Here is a 22,833-nt window from a genome sequence, read left to right as displayed (position 1 = left end):
TATACACATGTCATCAAACAAAAAATACTGGAAAAGTGTTGAGGAACTAGAAAATAGTTCTATTGTTGAGGCGCTTAGAAATAACGAATTTGTTGAAGAAATTCCTACTGATGAATTCTTAGGAAATGCAGATGCATTAGCTTCATCTGGAACTTCACGTCGTGACTTTTTAAAGTACGTAGGGTTTAGTACTGCAGCGGTAACGCTTGCAGCATGCGAAGGCCCTGTTCACAAGTCTATACCTTATGTGTTACAACCAGAACAAATCATTCCTGGTGTTGCAGATTATTATGCAACAACTGTTTTTGATGGTTTTGATTTTGCTAACTTATTAGTAAAAACTCGTGAGGGTCGTCCAATTAAAATTGAAAACAATACCATTTCTGGTGCTAAGTTTTCAGCCAATGCTAGAATTCACGCTTCTATTTTATCATTATATGATAGTATGCGTTTGAAAGAACCTAAATTGGAAGGAAAAGATAGCAGCTGGTCAGCTGTTGATTTAAAAATTAAATCAAGTCTTGCTGATGCAAAAGCAAAAGGAGGACAAGTTGTATTATTAACTAATACATTAGCGAGTCCATCTACAGAAAAATTAATTGGCGAATTTATCGCTAAAAACCCAAATGCAAAACATGTTGTTTATGATGCAGTTTCTTCATCTGACGCATTAGATGCATTCCAAACAGTTTATGGTGAAAGAGCTTTAGTTGATTACGATTTTTCAAAAGCATCTTTAATTGTATCTGTTGGAGCTGATTTCTTAGGAGACTGGCAAGGTGGTGGATATGATGCTGGATATGCACAAGGACGTATTCCTCAAAACGGAAAAATGTCTCGTCATTTTCAGTTCGAATCAAATATGACATTATCAGGAGCTGCTGCTGACAGACGTGTCCCAATGACCGTTGATAATCAAAAGCAAGCACTGGTTCAAATATATAACATTGTTGTTGGAGCTTCTATTCCTGTTGTTTTAACAGGAGCTTACAAAGCTGAAGTAGTGAAAGCTGCTCAACAATTAAAAGCTGCAGGTTCTAAAGGAGTTTTAGTTTCTGGAATCGAAGATGTAAATGCTCAATTGTTAGTATTAGCTATCAACCAGGCACTAGCAAGTGAAGCTTTTAGTACTGCAGGAACAAGACAAATTAGAAAAGGTTCTAATACTGTTGTTGCTCAGTTAGTAAAAGATATGAATGCTGGAAGTGTTCATACTTTAATTATGAGTGGAGTTAATCCAGTTTATACTTTAGCAAATTCAGCTTCTTTTGTTGATGGATTGAAAAAAGTAAAAACTTCAGTTGCTTTCTCTTTAAAAGAAGATGAAACTGCTTCTATTACTACAATTGCTGCACCTGCACCTCACTATTTAGAATCATGGGGTGATGTAGAAATTACTAAAGGAACATACAGCTTAACACAGCCAACTATTCGTCCGATATTCAATACAAAACAATTTCAAGATGTTTTATTGTCATTAAACGGAGTTGCAGGAACTTTTTACGATTATTTAAAAGTTAATTCAGCTGCTGTTGCTGTTGGATCTTCTTGGAATAAAGTTTTACATGATGGTGTTTTAGTTGTTGGATCTACAGCATTAACTGCTGGAGCTTTTGATTCTGCTTCTGCTGCAAAAGCGGTTGCTAAATCTGCACCGACAGATAATTTAGAGTTAATCCTTTACACTAAAACAGGTATGGGAGATGGACAACAAGCAAACAACCCTTGGTTGCAAGAGTTTCCAGATCCAATTACTAGAGTTTCATGGGATAACTACGTTACAGTTTCTAACGAAGATGCTAAAAAATTCGGTTTAGTAAACGAAATTGTTGCAAACGGAGGTTTAAACGGAAGTTATGCTACAATTACTACTGCTGACGGTTTAAAATTAGAGAAAGTTCCAGTAATTGTTCAGCCAGGACAAGCTGTTGGAACAGTTGGTTTAGCTGTTGGTTATGGTCGTAAAGCGGCTTTAAAAGAAGAAATGCAAGTAGGTTTAAATGCTTACGCTTTATATAAAAACTTCAATAGTGTTCAATCTGTTACCATTGCAAAAGCAAGTGGAGAGCATGAGTTTGCTTGTGTTCAAGGACAGAAAACATTAATGGGTAGAGGAGATATCATTAAAGAAACTACTTTAGAGATCTTTAATACTCAAGATGCTAAACATTGGAACGAACAACCAATGGTATCATTAGATCACCAGGAAGTAGAAGCTACTACTGTAGATTTATGGGAATCATTTGATCGTTCTACTGGGCACCACTTTAACCTTTCAATTGACTTAAATGCTTGTACAGGATGTGGAGCATGTGTTATTGCTTGTCATGCTGAAAACAACGTTCCAGTTGTTGGTAAAGCTGAAGTTAGAAGAAGCCGTGATATGCACTGGTTGCGTATTGACAGATACTATTCTTCTGAAAGTACTTTTGAAGGAGATAACGAAAGAAAAGAAAATATTGCAGGTTTATCTAGTTCATTATCTACATTTAATGAAATGGAAAAACCAGGAGACAATCCTCAGGTTGCTTTCCAACCAGTAATGTGTCAACACTGTAACCACGCACCGTGTGAAACAGTTTGTCCTGTTGCTGCAACATCTCACGGTCGCCAAGGTCAAAACCACATGGCATACAACAGATGTGTTGGAACTCGTTATTGTGCAAACAACTGTCCGTATAAAGTTCGTCGTTTCAACTGGTTCTTGTACAACAAAAACAGTGAATTCGATTATCACATGAATGATGATTTAGGTCGTATGGTGTTAAACCCAGATGTAAACGTTCGTTCACGTGGAGTGATGGAAAAATGTTCATTCTGTATTCAAAGCACGCAAGCTGTTATTCTTGAGGCAAAACGTCAAGGTAGAGAGGTTGCAAAAGATGAATTCAATAATGCTTGTGCATGTTCAGCTGCTTGTTCTTCTGGAGCAATGGTATTTGGAGATGTTAATGATAAAGAAAGCCAGGTTGCTAAATTAGCAGAAAGCGAAAGAATGTATCATTTATTAGAGCATGTTGGTACTAAACCGAATGTTTTCTATCATGTAAAAGTTAGAAATACTTAGTATAATTATTAATAAGAAACAATATAAAGGATTATGTCGTCTCACTACGAAGCACCCATTAGAAAACCTTTAGTTATAGGTGATAAATCATATCACGATGTAACTGTAGATGTGGCAGCACCTGTTGAAGGTCCTGCAAATAAACATTGGTGGATTGTATTTTCAATCGCATTAATAGCCTTCCTTTGGGGGTTAGGTTGTATAATTTACACCGTATCTACCGGTATCGGAACATGGGGATTAAATAAAACAGTTGGTTGGGCTTGGGATATCACGAACTTCGTTTGGTGGGTTGGTATTGGTCACGCTGGAACATTAATTTCTGCGGTATTATTACTTTTCCGTCAACGTTGGAGAATGGCTATTAACCGTTCTGCAGAAGCAATGACTATCTTCTCAGTAGTTCAAGCAGGTTTATTTCCAATTATTCACATGGGACGTCCATGGTTAGCATATTGGGTTTTACCTATACCAAATCAATTTGGATCATTATGGGTAAACTTTAACTCGCCATTACTTTGGGACGTATTTGCAATTTCAACTTATCTTTCCGTTTCATTAGTTTTCTGGTGGACTGGTTTATTACCTGACTTTGCAATGCTACGTGATAGAGCAATTACACCTTTCAACAAGAGAGTTTACTCTATCTTGAGTTTTGGATGGAGTGGTAGAGCTAAAGATTGGCAACGTTTTGAAGAAGTATCTTTGGTATTAGCTGGTTTAGCTACTCCTCTTGTACTTTCTGTACACACAATTGTATCGATGGACTTTGCTACTTCTGTAATTCCAGGATGGCATACAACAATTTTCCCTCCATACTTCGTTGCTGGAGCGGTTTTCTCAGGATTTGCAATGGTAAATACATTGTTGATTGTTATGAGAAAAGTTTCTAACCTAGAAGCATACATCACATTACAACATATCGAATTAATGAACATCGTAATTATGATTACAGGTTCGATTGTAGGTGTAGCTTACATTACTGAGTTATTTGTAGCTTGGTATTCAGGTGTAGAATATGAGCAATATGCATTCTTAAACAGAGCTACTGGACCTTACTGGTGGGCATATTGGTCAATGATGACTTGTAACGTTTTCTCTCCACAATTTATGTGGTTCAAAAAATTAAGAACAAGTATCATGTTTTCATTTATTATTTCGATCGTTGTAAACATCGGAATGTGGTTTGAAAGATTCGTAATTATTGTTACTTCTTTACATAGAGATTACCTTCCATCTTCTTGGACAATGTTTTCACCAACATTTGTTGATATTGGAATTTTCATTGGAACAATTGGTTTCTTCTTCGTATTGTTTTTATTATACTCTAGAACATTCCCTGTAATTGCTCAGGCGGAGGTTAAGACAATTTTGAAAGGAACAGGAGATAATTACATTAGAGAAAGAGCAAATAAAGATTCACATCATGAGTAATAAAGTAATATACGCCATTTATAATGACGATGATATTTTGATGGATGCAGTAAAGAAAACCAGAGCTGCTCATCATCATATTGAAGAAGTTTTTACTCCATTCCCAGTTCACGGGTTGGATAAAGCTATGGGTTTAGCACCAACAAGATTAGCAATTTGTTCTTTCTTATACGGATGCGTTGGTATTTCTTTTGCGACATTCATGATGAGTTATATCATGATTCACGATTGGCCGCAAGATATTGGAGGTAAACCAAGTTTTAGTTTCATTCAGAATATGCCTTCATTTGTGCCTATTATGTTTGAGATGACAGTATTTTTTGCTGCGCACTTAATGGTTATTACTTTTTATATGAGAAGTAGATTATGGCCATTTAAGCAAGCTGAGAATCCTGATGTAAGAACGACAGATGACCACTTCTTAATGGAAGTTGCTGTAAATGATAATGAGGCAGAACTAGTTTCTTTTTTCGAAGGTACTGGAGCTGTTGAAGTTAAAGTAATTGAAAAGAATTAATTGTAGCTATGAAAAGGATATATAAAATAACACTTTTAGTTGGTATAACTATTTTAGTTTCATCTTGCCACAATAATTCGGCGCCAAACTATCAGTATTTTCCAAATATGTATGAGTCTGTAGGTTATGAAACTTATTCAGAAGCAAAAGTATTTAAAGGAGGAAAAGAAGGACAGCTTCCTGTAGATGGAACTATTAATAGAGGTTTTGAACCTTATGAATATGAAAATTCAACTGCTGGTTATGAATTAGCAAAAGCTAATTTAAAATCACCTTTGGATTCTGTAGAAAAGAATTCCGGAAAAGGAAAAGAACTTTTCGAAATTTACTGTATGAGCTGCCATGGTGCAACTGGAAACGGTAAAGGTAAATTGGTTGAAAGAGAAAAATTTCTTGGAGTACCTAGCTACAAAGACAGAGAAATCACTGAAGGAAGTATCTTTCATGTTGAGACTTATGGTTTAAATGCAATGGGTTCACATGCAAATCAATTAAGTGCCCACGAACGTTGGTTAGTTGCTGACTATGTTCTAAAACTAAAAAGCCAATTATAATTGTTGAACAAACTGATCGTAATAGATATGTATACATTTTCAAGTAAATTAAAAACTTTTTCTATCATCTTAATGGCCGTTGGTATATTAGGAATTGGATATGGTTTTTTAACTGCTCCTAAAGATATTCAAGAAGTTGAAAAAATTCTAGCTGCAGATGCACATGGCTCTCACGGAGCTGCTCATGAAGCAACAGCAGAGGCTTCTCATAAAGAAGCTGGACATCATGAAGCTGCAGAAGCTTCACATGATTCTCATAAAGGTGAGGGGCATGCAGAAGTTAGCGCTGCTGATGAGCATAAAGAACATTTAACACACGTATTGCACCAATTGCAAAATAAGCCTTGGTCTGCTTTATATGTAGCTTGTATTTTCTTTTTACTACTTTCTATGGGAGTTTTAGCATTTTATGCTATTCAACAAGTTGCTCAGGCAGGTTGGTCTCCGGTATTGTTTAGAGTTATGCAGGGAATTACTGGATATTTACCAGTAGGTTCTGTTGTTTTCTTTATCATTCTGGTTCTTTGCGGATTACATTTCAATCACATATTTGTATGGTTAGGAGAAGGTGTTACTGATCCTAATAGTGCTAATTATGATAAAATTATTGCAGGTAAAGCAGGTTATTTAAACTTTCCTTTTTGGATTATTAGAGCTACTATCTTTTTAATTGGTTGGAATTTATACCGTCATTTTTCAAGAAAAAACTGTTTAGCTCAAGATGAAGCTAATGATGATTTGTTCTACAAAAAGAACTTCAAATTATCTGCTGGATTCTTAGTGTTTTTTATAGTTTCTGAGTCTATTATGTCTTGGGATTGGATTATGTCATTTGATCCACACTGGTTTAGTACTTTATTTGGATGGTATGTTTTTGCATCTTTCTTCGTAAGTGGTATTACTACAATCGCATTAGTAACATTATATTTAAAATCTAAAGGATATTTAGAATATGTAAATACAAGCCATATTCATGATTTAGCTAAATTTATGTTCGGTATCAGTATTTTCTGGACATACTTATGGTTCTCTCAATTTATGTTGATTTGGTATGCAAATATCCCTGAAGAGGTTACTTACTTTATAACTAGAATACAGTTATATAATTTACCATTCTTTGGTGCTGTAGTTATGAACTTTGTTTTTCCATTATTAATATTAATTAATACTGATTTTAAACGTCTTAGCTGGGTTATCGTAATGGCAGGTACAATTATCTTATTAGGTCACTATCTTGATTTCTTTAATATGATTATGCCAGGTACAGTTGGAGATAAATGGTTTATTGGAGTTTCTGAAATTGCATCTATTCTTTTCTTCTTAGGGTTGTTTATCTTTGCAGTGTTTACTGCATTAACAAAAGCACCTCTGTTAGCAAAAAGAAATCCTTTCATTGAAGAAAGTAAACATTTTCATTATTAATATTTAAAGAAGTAAACAGATGACAAGTTTGTTGGTAATTGTAGTTTTAGTTTTATTAGCAGTTGCATTATGGCAATTGACCAGAATATTTGATCTTACTCAGGTAGGAGCATCTTCTGACGATTCTCAGGTTGCATCTGATAATGATAATAATGTTCAAGGATATGTTATGTTTGGCTTTTTAGCTTTCATTTACATATTTACGATTTACGGTTTACTAAAATGGGGTAATTTAGCACTTCATACTCCTGCTTCAGAGCACGGACTTTTAGTAGATAATTTGATGAATATTACTTGGGTATTAATCTTTGTTGTTCAATTTATTACTCAGGGATTATTATACTGGTTTTCTTTTAAAAACAGAGGAAACAAAGATAAAAAAGCATTGTTCTTTGCAGATAGTAACAAATTAGAAGCGCTTTGGAGTATTATTCCATCTGTAGTTTTAGCTTGTTTAATCCTTTACGGATTGTATGCTTGGAATAACATCATGTTCGTTGATAAAGACGAAGATGTAATTGAAATAGAATTATACGCACAGCAGTTTAAATGGACTGCAAGATATGCAGGTGAAGATAATGTATTAGGAAAAGCTAACGTACGTTTAATCGAAGGTATTAATACTTTAGGTGTTGATATGTCTGATAAAAATTCAGCTGATGATATCGTAGTTTCTGAATTGCATATTCCAAAAGGAAAAAAAGTGCATTTCAAAATGCGTTCACAAGACGTATTACACTCTGCTTACTTTCCTCACTTTAGAGCACAAATGAACTGTGTTCCTGGTATGGTTACTGAATTTGCTTTTGTACCAACTTATACAACTGCTGAATACAGAGAGTTACCATTTATGATTGAGAAAGTAGCTAACATCAACAAACTTAGAGCTGAAAACAGTGTTAAGTTGGTTGCTGAAGGTGGAACTGCTTTAGATCCTTACACATTTGATTATTTATTATTATGTAATAAAATCTGTGGAGCTTCTCACTACAACATGCAAATGAAAGTAGTTGTTGATACTCCTGAAGATTATAAAAAATGGTTAAGTGAAAAAACTACTTTAGCTCAGGATATAAAAGCAGCGAAAGCTTCTGAAAAACCTGCAGAAGCAGTTAAAGGAACTTCAGATAGCACAATTAAAGATACGGTTAATGCAGTAGTTGATACTGTAGCAGCAGCTATCGCTAAAGTTGCTATGAAATAATATTTATTAAGAAAATTTAAAGTATACATATATGTCAGCAGAAGCGCACGGTCACGATCACGGACACGATCACGAGCACGAACATCATCATAAAGACACGTTCATTACTAAATATATCTTTAGTATTGATCATAAAATGATTGCAAAGCAATACTTAGTTACCGGTATTTTCATGGGTATCATTGGTATTGCAATGTCCTTGCTTTTTAGAATGCAATTAGCATGGCCAGAGGAGTCTTTTAAAATCTTTAATGTTTTATTAGGAGACAAATTTGCACCAGATGGTGTAATGGCTAATGATATTTATTTAGCTTTAGTTACAATTCACGGTACCATCATGGTATTCTTTGTACTGACAGCCGGTTTGAGTGGAACTTTTAGTAACTTACTTATTCCGCTTCAAATTGGAGCAAGAGATATGGCTTCTGGATTTATGAATATGATTTCATACTGGTTGTTTTTTATATCTGCTGTGATCATGTTATGTTCTTTGTTTGTTGAAGCTGGACCAGCTTCTGCAGGTTGGACAATCTATCCTCCATTAAGTGCTTTACCACAAGCTATTCCAGGTTCTGGTACAGGTATGACTTTATGGTTAGTTTCAATGGCAATATTTATCGCATCTTCTTTAATGGGATCTTTAAATTACATTGTAACAGTTATCAACTTGAGAACTAAAGGAATGTCTATGACTAGACTTCCACTTACAATCTGGACGTTTTTCGTAACGGCTATTATTGGAGTTATTTCGTTCCCGGTTTTATTATCTGCAGCTTTATTGTTAATTTTTGATAGAAGTTTTGGAACTTCATTCTTCTTATCTGATATTTATATTGCAGGAGAGGTTTTACACTATCAAGGTGGTTCTCCAGTATTGTTTGAGCACTTATTTTGGTTCTTAGGACACCCTGAAGTATATATTGTAATCTTACCAGCAATGGGATTAGTTTCTGAAATTATGGCTACGAATGCTCGTAAACCAATTTTCGGATACAGAGCGATGATCATGTCAGTTCTTGCAATTGCATTTTTATCTACAATCGTTTGGGGTCACCACATGTTTATTTCAGGTATGAATCCTTTCTTAGGATCTGTATTTACTTTTACAACTTTATTGATTGCAATTCCTTCTGCTGTAAAAGCATTTAACTGGATTACAACTTTATGGAAAGGTAACTTACAATTTAACCCTGCTATGTTATTTTCTATTGGAATGGTTTCTACTTTCATCACTGGAGGTTTAACTGGAATCATTTTAGGAGATAGTACATTAGATATTAACGTTCACGATACTTACTTCGTAATTGCTCACTTTCACTTAGTAATGGGTATCTCTGCTCTTTATGGAATGTTTGCTGGTATTTACCACTGGTTCCCTAAAATGTACGGAAGAATGTTAAACAAAAACTTAGGTTATATTCACTTTTGGATTACAGCAGTTTGTGCTTATGGAGTTTTCTTCCCAATGCACTTTATCGGATTAGCTGGTTTACCAAGACGTTACTATACAAACACAAACTTTCCATTATTTGATGACTTGCAAAATGTGAATGTTTTAATTACAACATTTGCCCTTGTAGGAGGTGCTTTCCAATTAATATTCTTATACAACTTCTTTAGTAGTATTTTCTACGGTAAGAAAGCAGTTCAGAATCCATGGAAATCAACAACATTAGAATGGACTACACCAGTAGAACATATTCATGGTAACTGGCCAGGTGAAATTCCTCACGTATACCGTTGGCCGTATGACTACAGTAACCCAAATCATGATGTAGATTTTGTACCGCAAAATGTACCGATGAAAGAAGGTGAAGAAGTTTTACACCACTAAAAATATTTTAAAAGACTGTCAGTAATGACAGTCTTTTTTATTTTAGTTAATATTTCATCGTTGTGTTTTTACTGTTTTACAAAATGATTACTTTGTCTATCTTTGTACGATGAATGAGAACCTAGATCCCACAACAAACGGATATAACCCAGAAGAATTAGATCTTGAAAAAAGACTCCGTCCGCTGTCATTTGATGACTTTGCCGGACAAGATCAAGTTTTAGAAAATTTAAAAGTTTTTGTTGCCGCTGCTAATCAGCGAGGAGAGGCTCTTGATCATGCTTTGTTTCATGGACCTCCGGGTTTAGGAAAAACCACTTTAGCAAATATTTTAGCTAATGAACTTCAGGTTGGAATAAAAATTACTTCAGGTCCAGTTTTAGATAAACCAGGTGATTTAGCAGGTTTGCTTACCAATCTTGATGAAAGAGATGTTTTATTTATTGATGAAATACATCGTTTAAGTCCTATTGTAGAAGAGTATTTGTATTCGGCTATGGAGGATTTTAAGATTGATATTATGATTGAATCAGGTCCAAATGCACGTACGGTTCAAATCAATTTAAATCCATTTACTTTAATTGGTGCAACAACGCGTTCCGGATTATTGACCGCACCTATGCGTGCTCGTTTTGGTATTTCTTCTCGTTTACAATATTACAGTACAGAACTTTTGACTACAATCGTAGAACGTAGTGCTTCGATACTTAAAATGCCAATTTCATTAGATGCTGCCATCGAAATTGCAGGTCGTAGTCGTGGAACACCTCGTATCGCTAATGCATTATTGCGAAGAGTTCGTGATTTTGCTCAAATTAAAGGAAACGGAACTATAGACTTAGAAATCGCTCGTTATGCTTTGAAAGCACTTAATGTTGATGCACATGGTCTTGATGAAATGGATAATAAGATTTTACTAACAATTATTAATAAGTTTAAAGGTGGTCCTGTTGGTCTTTCTACTTTGGCAACTGCTGTTTCTGAGAGTAGTGAAACTATTGAAGAAGTATATGAACCTTTTTTAATTCAGGAAGGATTTATTATGCGTACTCCAAGAGGAAGAGAAGTTACTGATAAAGCATATAAACATTTAGGAAAAATAAACACCAACATTCAGGGAGGTTTATTTTAAGTTTTATTCCTGAACAAATGAGCATTAATTCTAAAGAGACATATTCGAAATTTATAAAAGAAGAAGCAAAACGACTTGGTTTTCTTTCTTGTGGAATATCGAAAGCGGGATTTTTAGAAGAAGAAGCGCCTCGACTTGAAAAATGGCTAAATAAAAACCATCATGGTCAGATGGCGTATATGGAAAACTATTTTGATAAGCGATTAGATCCCACATTGTTGGTAGATGATGCTAAAAGCGTTGTTTCACTTTTGTTAAATTACTATCCGGAAGAAACGCAAAGTCAGGAGAGTTTTAAAATATCAAAATATGCCTATGGTCAGGATTATCATTTTGTAATCAAGGAGCGTTTAAAAGAATTTTTACATTCTATTCAGGAAAATATTGGAGATGTCTCTGGGCGTGCCTTTGTAGATTCTGCTCCGGTTTTAGACCGTGCCTGGGCTGCTAAAAGTGGTTTAGGTTGGATAGGCAAAAGTGGCAATCTAATAACCCAAAAAGTAGGTTCTTTTTATTTTATTGCGGAGCTTATACTCGATTTAGATCTTGAGTATGACCACGCAACTACAGATCATTGCGGTTCTTGCACCGCTTGTATTGATGAATGTCCTACTCAGGCCATAGTAGCTCCCCATGTAGTTGATGGGAGTAAGTGTATTTCTTATTACACTATTGAGCTTAAAGAAAATATTCCTTATGAAATGAAAGGAAAATTTGATGAATGGATGTTTGGCTGCGATACCTGCCAGGATGTATGTCCGTGGAATAGATTCTCAAAATCACATTCCGAACCTTTATTCAATCCAAATCCGGAATTGCTTTCATTTACTAAAAAAGACTGGATGGAAATAACAGAAGAAACTTTTCGCGTGGTCTTTAAAAACTCTCCAATCAAACGTACAAAATTTGAGGGATTAAAGCGCAATCTTAAGTTTTTAGAGTAATACTATCTCAGCTTCCATATTCCAATTTTAAGATCGCTTCATTTTAACATTATCATATTGTTTGTAAATGAAGCAGAACTGATAATCAGTGTTTTACTGTTTTTTAATGTAAGATATTTTTGTGTTTTTATTATTGTTTTCTCTAAAAAATCACAAATCCGCAAAACGTTAAGAATTTTCTCTGTTTTTTTTATGGATTATTTGAGGTTTTAACTTTTGCTAAGTTTTTTTTGATAAATAAAAGTGTTGATTAACGTTTTTCCAAGCAGTTGATCGAATAAAGTAGCTAGTAATTAAGTCTTTATATACTTTCGCGGTATTAAATCTACTAACTAATTAATTTAATAAGACATTTTGTCTTGCACCTAAATAGCAATGGTTTTACCGCGGGTTTATTCTCATAAGGGTTTTGAAAAAAATATACTTCCTTTTTTGAAATCCAATTCATTCAAATTTTCGTATTTCTCTTATATCACGAAAATTGCGATTGATTATTCAGTTTCAATTATTTCTGTTTTTCAAATTACAATTGCGTATGCGTAACTTTACTTTTAGAAAATCTAATTTATCGAAGTTAGTTTCTTTTATTTTCCTTTTATTAATTAGCTATAATGCTTCAGCTCAGTTTTATAAAAAGCATTATATAGCTCCGGCACCTTGGCAGTATTTTAGTAAAGCAAATGAAATTGTTATTGCTACAAATTCAACTGCTACGGTAAGTATTACTATAGCAAAGAGTGATGGTAGTACAGTAGCAACAGTAACAGCTACAAAAGGAGCTCCTGCAATATATAGATTTGCAGGTAAACCAAGTGCTGCTCCTGCTTTTCCATTCAATACAGTATTAAATGCAGCAGGATTAATTGTTACAGGTACAGAACCGATATCTATAAATTTAAGAAATGTGGCATCTGATGCTCTTGGAGGGGATGGAACAGATCAGGATATCAAAGGAAATGCAGCATTAACCAGCTTTGGTGATGCCGGTATTGGTGTACGTTTTAGAGTAGGATACTATAGAGATGGTACATTAGGGAATTTTAATAATTATGGCGATCAACGCCCTATTTATAGTGTAATGGCTATAACAGCAGGAACTACTGTAAAAATAGGTGATGTGGTTACAGCTACTTTAAATGCAGGGCAAAGTTATTTGTTCAAAGCACCGATAGGAACTTTAGTTGAAACATCAAATCCATCTGTGATGAATACTTCGGCAGCGATTGACACTCCAGGAGGTTGTGGAGATGCGGCATATAATCAGATTCCACCGGAATCGGTTTTAGGTTCTGAATATTTTATTGAAAGAGGTAAAGGAAATGATACTGCAGAACAAACTACCGTTATTGCAACTAAACCAAATACAAAGGTAGTGGTAGAAAGTTATTCTGTTACAGGTGCATTAATATCGTCACAAACAACAACGCTTGCAAATGCAGGAAGCTTTTTTACATTTTTGAACGGTGTTAAAGCTACTAATTTTTCAGCTTCAAGAGTTCTTGCAGATAATAATGTTGTGGTGTACTCCGGAACAGCGCAGTCTTGTGAAGTAGATATTTCTACAATCGCTCCGGTTTCAGAATGTGGAGGATCTAAATTTATTGAAACAGCAAAATTTAGAAATTATGGTACAGGATCATTACCTTATTTTGGATATATACTTTTAAAAGATGCAACATCAACCGTTTATATTAATGGCGCTAATATTGAACAAAAAGCGGGTATAGCAGCACGTCATCAGTTAGGAACAACAGGTTGGTATTTAATAAATTTTGAAGATACTCAAATTGGGTCGCCAGATATTCTTTCGATATCTAGTGATGCTAAATTAACTGTTTCAATTGTACAACAAGGTGGTGGGTTTTCTATGGCAGGTTTCTTTTCAAATTTTGCTGCTCAGCCGGAAGATCCAACTTTAGCGTACGTTGCAGGAGGTGGATGTACAAACAGTACAGCTTCACTAACAACTCCATCTGGATTTGCTCCGTACCAATGGTATTTTAATGGTACAGCAATAAGCGGTGCAACTTCAAATACTTATTCGGCAACTAAAACGGGTTCTTATTCTGTAGCTTCAACTTTAGCTTGTGGAGCCCAAACGCAATCAAAACCGGTTACAGTTACATTATGTACAGATTTAGGCGTAACGAATACAGTTGATAATGCTACACCATGTGTGGGATCAAATGTTGAGTTTACCATAAAAATAAGCAATCTGGGTGTTAATAATGCTTCAGGAGTATCTGTAAATGATTTACTTCCTACTGGATATGCATTTGTAAGTTCAACACCATCAGTAGGAAATTACAATGGAGGAACAGGTGTTTGGAGTATTGGTGATTTAGATGGTGGAGTTTCGGCAACATTAAAAATTGTTGCGAAAGTAAACGCTAGTGGAGTTTATAATAACACAGCAACAATACCAGCTTCAGCAACAGATACAAATTCATCTAACAATTCGGCTAGTGTTTCAACTACGCCAAATCCATTGCCAGTTCTTGTTATCACGAATCCGACATCAGTTTGTTCGCCATCAAAAGTAGATATTACTGCTCCGGCTGTAACGGCAGGAAGTTCTTCAAATTTAACTTTTACATATTGGACAAACGCGACAGCAACAACAGCGTATGCAACACCAACACAAGCAACTGCTGGTACTTATTATATAAAAGCAACAACTGCTCAGGGTTGTACAGATGTGAAACCGGTAGTCGTAACAGTGGCAACACCACCAAATAGCGGAACGGTAGCAGGAAATCAAAATGTTTGCCTTGGAGGAACAACAACTTTTACTTCTAACGGAAGCACAGGAGGAACATGGTCAAGTGATAATACTAGTGTGGCTACAGTAAATGCAACAAGCGGAGCTATTACGACAGTAGCAGTTGGAACAGCAACAATTACGTATACTGTTAAAGGTTCCGGAGGTTGTGCTGATGCTAATTCGACAAGAGTCGTAACAGTTAATGCCATTCCTACTGCGACAATATCAGGAACTTTGACAGCTTGTTATACAACAACTTTAACAGCGGTTACAAATGCAGCATCTCCTGCTTATGTTTGGTATAAAGATAATGTAGTAATTAGTAACCAGACAAGTTCGACATTAGTCGTAACTGCGGATGGAGATTATAAAGTAAAAGTTACTAATACAACCACTACTTGTGAGCAGACTTCAGCAGCTTCGACTGTAAAAGTTAGTGATACACAAAAGCCAACGATAACATGCCCGGCAAATGTTACAACATCACCTGATACCAATTCATGTGTTGCAACAGGAGTAGTTTTGGGTACACCAACAACATCAGATAATTGTAGCGGAACTGTAACAGTAACGAATAATGCACCAACAAGTTTTCCTATCGGATTAACAACAGTAACCTGGACAGCAACAGATGCAGCAGGTAATACACAAACATGTACACAAACGGTTACTATCGTTAATCCAATAAAAGCAAATGATGATACAGTAACTTCATTTAATGGATATGTTGGTGGAGTAGCAGTGTCAAGTGTATTAAGTAATGATGTTTTAAGATGCGGTAATTCAATTCAAAATGATGTTACTATTACATTAGCCAGCACATTGCCTTCGGCTTTAAATTTTGATACAACAACAGGAGAAGTATCAGTTAAACCGCAGACTCCGGCAGGTACTTATACTTTTGATTATAAAATTTGTGAAAAAGCAGATGCAACCAATTGCAGTACAGCTACAGTTAAAATAACTGTTGTTGCGCCAGTAATCGACGCCGTAATCGAAACGACAACTTCTATTAATGGAGCAGTGGGTGGAACAACAGCATCATTAATTACTAATGATACATTAAACGGAAGCCCAGCGGTAATTGGAACAGCAAACGGACAAGTAACTTTAACTGGTGTTACAGTTCCGACAGGATTAACTTTAAACGCAAATGGAACTGTAACAATCGCTGCCAATACGCCAGCAGGAAATTACAATTTAGAATATAGTATTTGTGAAGTAACCAATCCAACCAACTGTGATACTGCAACATCAATAATCGTAGTAGGTAAACCAGTAATAGATGCCGTAACAGAAACTACAACCTCTATCAACGGAGCTGTGGGAGGTACAACAGCGTCAGTTATCTTGAACGATACATTAAACGGAAACTCAGCAGTTATTGGAACAGCAAACGGACAAGTAACCTTAACTGGTGTTACAGTACCGGCAGGCTTAACATTAAACGCAAACGGAACTGTAACAATCGCAGCGAATACGCCAGCAGGAAGTTACAATTTAGAATACAGCATTTGTGAAGTAACAAACCCAACCAACTGTGATACTGAAACATCAATAATTGTAGTAGGTAAACCAGTAATTGATGCTGTGACGGAAACTACAACTTCTATCAACGGAGCAGTGGGAGGAACAACAGCGTCAGTTATTTTGAATGATACATTAAACGGAAGCCCAGCGGTAATTGGAACAGCAAACGGACAAGTAACCTTAACAGGTGTAACTGTTCCAACAGGCCTAACCTTAAATGCAGATGGAACTGTAACAATCGCAGCGAATACGCCAGCAGGAAATTACAACCTAGAATACAGCATTTGTGAAGTAACGAACCCAACCAACTGCGATACTGCAACTTCAATAATTGTAGTAGGTAAACCAATAATCGATGCCGTAATAGAAACTACAACTTCTATCAACGGAGCAGTGGGAGGAACAACAGCGTCAGTTATTTTGAATGATACATTAAACGGAAGCCCAGCGGTAATTGGAACAGCAAAAGGACAAGTAACTTTAACAGGTGTAACTGTTCCAACAGGCTTAACATTAAATGCAGATGGAACTGTAACAATCGCTGCCAACACACCAGCAGGAAATTACAATTTAGAATATAGTATTTGTGAAATAACCAATCCAACAAACTGCGATACTGCAACATCAATAATCGTAGTAGGTAAACCAGTAATTGATGCTGTGACGGAAACTACAACTTCTATCAACGGAGCAGTGGGAGGAACAACAGCGTCAGTTATCTTGAACGACACATTAAACGGAAGTTCGGCAGTTATTGGAACAGCAAACGGACAAGTAACTTTAACAGGCGTTACAGTACCAGCAGGCTTGACATTAAATGCAAACGGAACCGTAACAATTGCAGCGAACACGCTAGCAGGAAATTACAATTTAGAATATAGTATTTGTGAAGTAACAAACCCAACCAACTGTGATACTGCAACATCAATAATCGTAGTAGGCAAACCAGTAATCGATGCGGTAACCGAAACTACAACTTCTATCAATGGAATGATTGGAGGAACAACAGCGTCAGTTATCTTGAACGATACATTAAACGGAAGCCCAGCAGTTATCGGAACAGCAAACGGAGAAGTAACTTTAACAGGCGTTACAGTACCAACAGGCTTGACATTAAATACAGACGGAACTGTAACAATCGCAGCTAACACGCCAGCAGGAAATTACAATTTAGAATATAGTATTTGTGAAGTAACGAACCCAACCAATTGTGATACTGCAACTTCAATAATTGTAGTCGGTAAACCAGTAATCGATGCAGTTACAGAAACTACAACTTCTATCAATGGAATGATTGGAGGAACGACAGCATCATTAATTACTAATGATACTTTAAACGGAAGCCCAGCGGTTATAGGAACAGCAAACGGACAAGTAACCTTAACAGCAATTTCAGTACCAGCGGGATTAACGTTAAATGCAGACGGAACAGTAACGATAGCTACAGGAACTACAATTGGTGACTATGAAGTTGAATATAATATTTGCGAAGTAACGAATCCAACAAATTGTGACGCTGTAAAAAGTATCATTTCAGTAACCGGATCAGTTTTAGTTGCTAATAATGACAAAGAGCGATCTGTAATTGCGACAAATAAACAAGAGATTATTTTAAATGCTCTTGATAATGATACAAAAGACGGACTTGCTGTTGTAGCTTCTGATGTAGAAATTACGATAATAACACCGGATCCAACAGGATTTATTACATTAAATAATAATGGAACGGTTACTTTAAATGGGAATGCTCCGGCAGGTACTTATGAAATAATATACCAGATTTGTGAGCATTTAAACAACACAAACTGTAGCGCAGCTGCTTCTATAAAAATAACCGTAACAGCGCCAGTAATTGATGCTGTAACAGAAACGACAACTTCTATAGATGGTAACGTTGGTGGAACGACAATTTCATTGCTGGATAATGATACCTTAAATGGTAATCCGGTATCAATAGGAATTCACCCTGGTGATGTAACTCTAACAGCAATTTCAGTTCCGGCAGGATTAACATTAAATGCAGATGGAACCGTAACAGTAAGTGCAGGAACTACGGCAGGAAATTATGAAGTAGAATACCGTATATGCGAAGTTAACAATCCAACAAATTGTGATGCTGTAAAAAGTATTGTTCCGGTAACACGTGCGATAATAAAAGCAAATAACGATGAATTTGGTCCGATAGACAGCAGCAAACCTGTTACTACGGCATACAATATATTTGATAATGACTTTTTAAACGGATTAAAAGTGAGCGCTCAGGATGTAGTTTTAAGAACGACAATTCCAAATGCTAACTTTTCATTAAATGCAGATGGTTCTATAAATGTTGTTCAAGACACACCAACAGGAACTTATCATTTAACGTATGAAATTTGCGAAAAAGCAAACCTGTCAAATTGCAGTACAGCAACGGTAGATCTAGTAGTGTTTATTCCTATAGTATTATTACCGCCATCCACTCAAATTGTTACCAATAATGATGCTTTGGTTTCAGTTGACGGAATAAACGGATCGCTTGATTTTATCAATGTTTTAGATAATGATTTACTAAACGGAGCACCAATTAATCCGTCAGATGTAATCATTACAAACACATCAGGTAATGCTAATTTTGAATTTAATGCAGACGGAACAGTAAGTGTGAAACCAAACACACCAGGAGGAAATTACACCCTGACGTATCAGGTTTGTGAAAAAGCAAATGCATCAAATTGTAGTTCAGCAACTCTAACTGTTTTTGTTGAATTCCCAAGTGTTGCGATAGTGAAAACAGCAACATTCAACGATGAAAATGCTAATGGACATGCTAATGCAGGTGAAACTATTACTTATAGATTCAAAGTAACGAATACAGGTAATGTAGCGTTGAAAAATGTAACAGTTGCAGATCCGCTAACAGGTGTTGTGCTTTCTGGACAAGCATTTGATTTAGGGATAAACGAAATTAACGATACGAATTATAGTGCTCAATACACAATCAAACAAAGCGATATCAATTTTGGAAGCGTAAGCAATCAGGCAACAGTTTCAGCAAATAGTGTAAGAGGTGTTGTTGTTGATGATAAGTCAGATGATTCTAGTGACTCAGAAGACAGGCCAACAATTGTAACATTAGGAGGCTGTGAGATAAATGTAATGACTGGTTTTTCTCCAAATGGAGATGGTAAAAATGCAAGATTTTACATTAAAGGATTAGAATGTTATCCTGATAATACCGTTGAAATTTATAATCGTTGGGGAGTTTTAGTATTTGACATTGATCATTATAACAATGAAGACAGAGTGTTTTTAGGATATTCTCAAGGACGCACAACAGTCAAACAATCAGACGGATTACCGGTAGGAACCTATTATTATATTTTAAAATATAAAGATAGTGATTCAAGACCTCATGAAAAATCGGGTTACTTATACCTTAATAAATAAAAAAATAAATAGATCAGTTTTTTAACAAAGCTTATTTTTTAAAACTTCAGAAATGAAAAAATTAATTTTAGTTTTTATGTTTTTTTCAGTTGTATGTTCTGCACAGCAAGATGCACAGTTCACACAATATATGTATAACACGATAGAGGTAAACCCGGCTTACGCTGGTTCACGTGGTGTACTGAGTGCTTTTGGGTTGTATCGTACCCAATGGATTGGACTTGACGGAGCTCCGGAAACGAGTACTTTTTCGGTGAATACACCTTTAAATAACAGTAATTTAGGATTGGGAGTTTCTTTGGTAAATGATAAAATTGGACCAACGAACGAAAACACGGTGTCTACAGATTTGTCATATACAGTTCCAACTTCAGAAACCTTCAAGCTTTCTTTTGGTATAAAAGGAACCGTAAATATTTTTAATCTGGATGTAAATAAATTGAGTTTTGAACATCAGGATGACGAACAGTTTCAAAATTTGAGAAATAAAATCACACCAAATGTTGGAGCAGGGATATATTATCATTCAGATAAAGCGTATTTCGGATTATCGATTCCAAACTTCATTCAGACCAATCGTTACAATGATAATGATGTAGCTATTTTTAAAGATAAAATAAACTACTATTTCATGGCAGGTTATGTAATGGATATTGATTACAATTTAAAGTTCAAACCAGCTTTGTTAACAAAAATGGTAGAAGGAGCACCTTTGCAAGTTGATGTTTCCGGTAATTTTATGTTCAATGATAAATTTGTTGTTGGAGTTGCTTACAGATGGAGTGCATCATTGAGTGCCGTTGCCGGTTTTCAGGTTACAGACGGTATGTACATAGGATACGGTTACGATCATGAAACAACAGCTTTAAGAAAATACAATTCAGGATCACATGAAATATTTCTACGTTTTGATTTCTTTAATAATTATAACAGAATGACATCTCCAAGATTCTTTTAATTAGTGTAAATATGAAAATAAAAAATCTAGCTTATACGTTTCTATTTTTGTGTTTTTATCTAAATCTAAATGCACAAAAAGCAAACCTAAAAGATGCCGATAAAAAGTATGATAATTATGCTTACGCAGATGCTATAAAATCTTATGAAAATCTTTTAAAGAAAGGTTATCAGGATGAAAAAGTACTTCAGCGATTAGGTAATTCGTATTATTTTACGGGAGACCTGACTCAGGCTTTGAGATGCTATGAGACATTATTTATATGGAATGAAAATCAGGAAGCGGATTATCTTTATAAATATGCAGAATGCTTAAAGGCAACAGGAAATTACGCCAAATCAGATGAAATTTTAGAGAAGTTTATTCAAAAAGTGCCATCAGATAACAGAGCAGTTTTAATCAAAAAAAACAGAAACTATCTGGAAGATATTAAAGCCAATTCAGGACGATACGAAATTGCAGATGCCGGAATCAATTCAGAAGGGTCAGAATACGGAAGCACTATTTTAGACAACAAATTGATTTTTGCATCCTCAAGAGATACTGGAAGCATTGTTAAAAAGAATTTTAAATGGACAAATAAATCTGTTTCAGCATTGTATTTTGTAGAACTAATGCCTGATGGAAGTATCGGTAAACAAAAGCTTTTTCGTAAAAAACAAAAAAGCAACAGTTTCAATGAGTCTACTCCCGTTTTTACAAAAGATGGTAAGACCATGTATTTTACCAGAAATAATTTTATAAACGGTAAAAAGGGACAAAGCGAAAATAAAATCACATTATTAAAATTGTACAAAGCAAGCTTAATTGGAGGTGAGTGGAAAGAAATTCAGGAACTTCCGTTTAACAGCGACCAATATAGTGCTGCACATCCGGCATTGAGTATAGATGAAAAAACATTATATTTTGCATCAGATATGCCCGGAACACTTGGGCAATCAGATTTGTTTAAAGTAAGTATCAATGCAGATGAAACTTTTGGTAAACCTGAGAATTTAGGAAGTGAAATTAATACAGAAGGAAGAGAGTCATTTCCTTTTATCTCAGAAGACAATGAACTTTATTTCGCCAGCGACGGACGCCCGGGATTAGGCGGATTAGATGTTTTTGTTTCAAAAATTAACAGTGAGCTTTCCTATGATGAAGTACAAAACCTTGGAGAACCAATAAACAGCCGTAAAGACGATTTTGCTTTCATAATAAACAGTAAAAACAGAAACGGTTTCTTTTCGTCTAACAGAGATAATGGTCACGGACTTGATGACGTTTATCGTTTTACGGAGCTTCGCAGATTAGTTTGCGAGCAAGAAGTATCTGGAACGATTACAGATGCTGAAACTGGCGAAGTGCTTTCAGATGTTAGAGTAATGTTGTTTGACGAAGCACGCCAGACTGCGGTAGAAGTACTATCCGATAAAAAAGGAAATTATGTTTTCTCGAAAGTAAAATGTGGTAAAAAATATTTTATAAAAACAGCAAAAGAAGAGTACGAAATAAAAGAAGCTACACTAACATTAAAAAAAGCATCAGGAAAAACAACTTCCTCTCTTGCCATAGAAAAGAAAGCAAAACCTATGCTTGCTAAAGCGATACAGGTTAAGACCATAAAAATTAATGCTGTAACCGTAAAACCAATAGCGGTTGGAACAGATTTAGCAAAATTATTGAAAATTCCAATGAACTTTTTTGATTTAGGTAAAGCGACAATCAAAAAAACGTCAGAGCCTCAATTGCAAAAAGTCGTTAAGATCTTAAAAGAATATCCAACGTTGCAATTAGACATTCGTTCTCATACAGACAGTAGACAATCGTCGGCAAGCAATATGATTCTGTCAGAGAAAAGAGCAGAGTCGACTAAAAACTGGTTAATAAAAAAAGGAATAGACGGAAGTAGATTAACCTCAAAAGGATTCGGCGAAACGCAACTAGTCAACAAATGCGCTGATGGTGTAAAATGTACAGAAAAACAACACCAGCAAAACAGACGCAGCGAATTTATCATTACAAGCCTATAATTATATATTTCGAGACCGTAGCCTCTTTT

12 protein-coding genes are annotated in these 22,833 nt (G+C 35.4%); all 12 read left to right on the top strand.

Features of this window, described 5'->3' with window-relative positions; translation table 11 throughout:
- Window positions 1-7: 7 nt before the first annotated feature.
- The 12 genes from B0A66_RS01535 to B0A66_RS01480 all read left to right on the top strand — a co-directional run bounded on the left by B0A66_RS01535 (window position 8) and on the right by B0A66_RS01480 (window position 22,804).
- Window positions 8-3,067, top strand: coding sequence for a TAT-variant-translocated molybdopterin oxidoreductase (locus B0A66_RS01535; RefSeq protein ID WP_089048079.1), 3,060 nt, complete (start codon window positions 8-10; stop codon window positions 3,065-3,067).
- Between the two features lie 33 nt (window positions 3,068-3,100).
- Window positions 3,101-4,501 (top strand): NrfD/PsrC family molybdoenzyme membrane anchor subunit, encoded by a 1,401-nt coding sequence (gene nrfD, locus B0A66_RS01530; protein WP_089048078.1) that lies wholly within the window; start codon window positions 3,101-3,103, stop codon window positions 4,499-4,501.
- Window positions 4,494-5,018, top strand: a complete 525-nt coding sequence (locus B0A66_RS01525; RefSeq protein ID WP_089048077.1) for a DUF3341 domain-containing protein — start codon at window positions 4,494-4,496, stop codon at window positions 5,016-5,018. The genes nrfD and B0A66_RS01525 overlap by 8 nt, the downstream gene beginning before the upstream one ends.
- A gap of 8 nt (window positions 5,019-5,026) precedes the next feature.
- Complete coding sequence (locus B0A66_RS01520; RefSeq protein ID WP_089048076.1) at window positions 5,027-5,572, top strand: c-type cytochrome; 546 nt, start codon at window positions 5,027-5,029, stop codon at window positions 5,570-5,572.
- A gap of 27 nt (window positions 5,573-5,599) precedes the next feature.
- Window positions 5,600-6,994, top strand: a complete 1,395-nt coding sequence (locus tag B0A66_RS01515; protein ID WP_089048075.1) for a cation-translocating P-type ATPase — start codon at window positions 5,600-5,602, stop codon at window positions 6,992-6,994.
- Between the two features lie 19 nt (window positions 6,995-7,013).
- On the top strand, window positions 7,014-8,198 hold the full coding sequence (locus B0A66_RS01510; protein WP_089048074.1) for a cytochrome c oxidase subunit II: 1,185 nt from the start codon (window positions 7,014-7,016) through the stop codon (window positions 8,196-8,198).
- Window positions 8,199-8,229: 31 nt separating this feature from the next.
- A complete protein-coding gene (locus B0A66_RS01505) occupies window positions 8,230-10,032 on the top strand; it encodes a cytochrome c oxidase subunit I (RefSeq protein WP_089048073.1) in 1,803 nt (600 codons plus the stop codon).
- Between the two features lie 109 nt (window positions 10,033-10,141).
- A complete protein-coding gene (gene ruvB / locus B0A66_RS01500; protein ID WP_089048072.1) occupies window positions 10,142-11,164 on the top strand; it encodes a Holliday junction branch migration DNA helicase RuvB in 1,023 nt (340 codons plus the stop codon).
- Window positions 11,165-11,181: 17 nt separating this feature from the next.
- Complete coding sequence (gene queG, locus B0A66_RS01495; protein ID WP_089048071.1) at window positions 11,182-12,108, top strand: tRNA epoxyqueuosine(34) reductase QueG; 927 nt, start codon at window positions 11,182-11,184, stop codon at window positions 12,106-12,108.
- Window positions 12,109-12,643: 535 nt separating this feature from the next.
- Window positions 12,644-19,831 (top strand): T9SS type B sorting domain-containing protein, encoded by a 7,188-nt coding sequence (locus B0A66_RS01490; RefSeq protein ID WP_089048070.1) that lies wholly within the window; start codon window positions 12,644-12,646, stop codon window positions 19,829-19,831.
- Window positions 19,832-19,883: 52 nt separating this feature from the next.
- Window positions 19,884-20,789: a PorP/SprF family type IX secretion system membrane protein gene (locus tag B0A66_RS01485; RefSeq protein ID WP_089048069.1), complete on the top strand. Its 906-nt coding sequence runs from the start codon at window positions 19,884-19,886 to the stop codon at window positions 20,787-20,789.
- An 11-nt stretch (window positions 20,790-20,800) separates the two neighbouring features.
- Window positions 20,801-22,804 carry an OmpA family protein gene (locus B0A66_RS01480; protein ID WP_089048068.1) on the top strand — a complete coding sequence of 668 codons (2,004 nt, stop codon included), beginning with the start codon at window positions 20,801-20,803 and terminating at the stop codon, window positions 22,802-22,804.
- Window positions 22,805-22,833 lie beyond the last annotated feature (29 nt).

The sequence above is a fragment of the Flavobacterium hercynium genome (assembly GCF_002217285.1).
Classification (GTDB): domain Bacteria; phylum Bacteroidota; class Bacteroidia; order Flavobacteriales; family Flavobacteriaceae; genus Flavobacterium; species Flavobacterium hercynium.
Note: the sequence above shows the minus strand (reverse complement) of the source record. Positions and strands in the feature narration are given on the sequence as shown.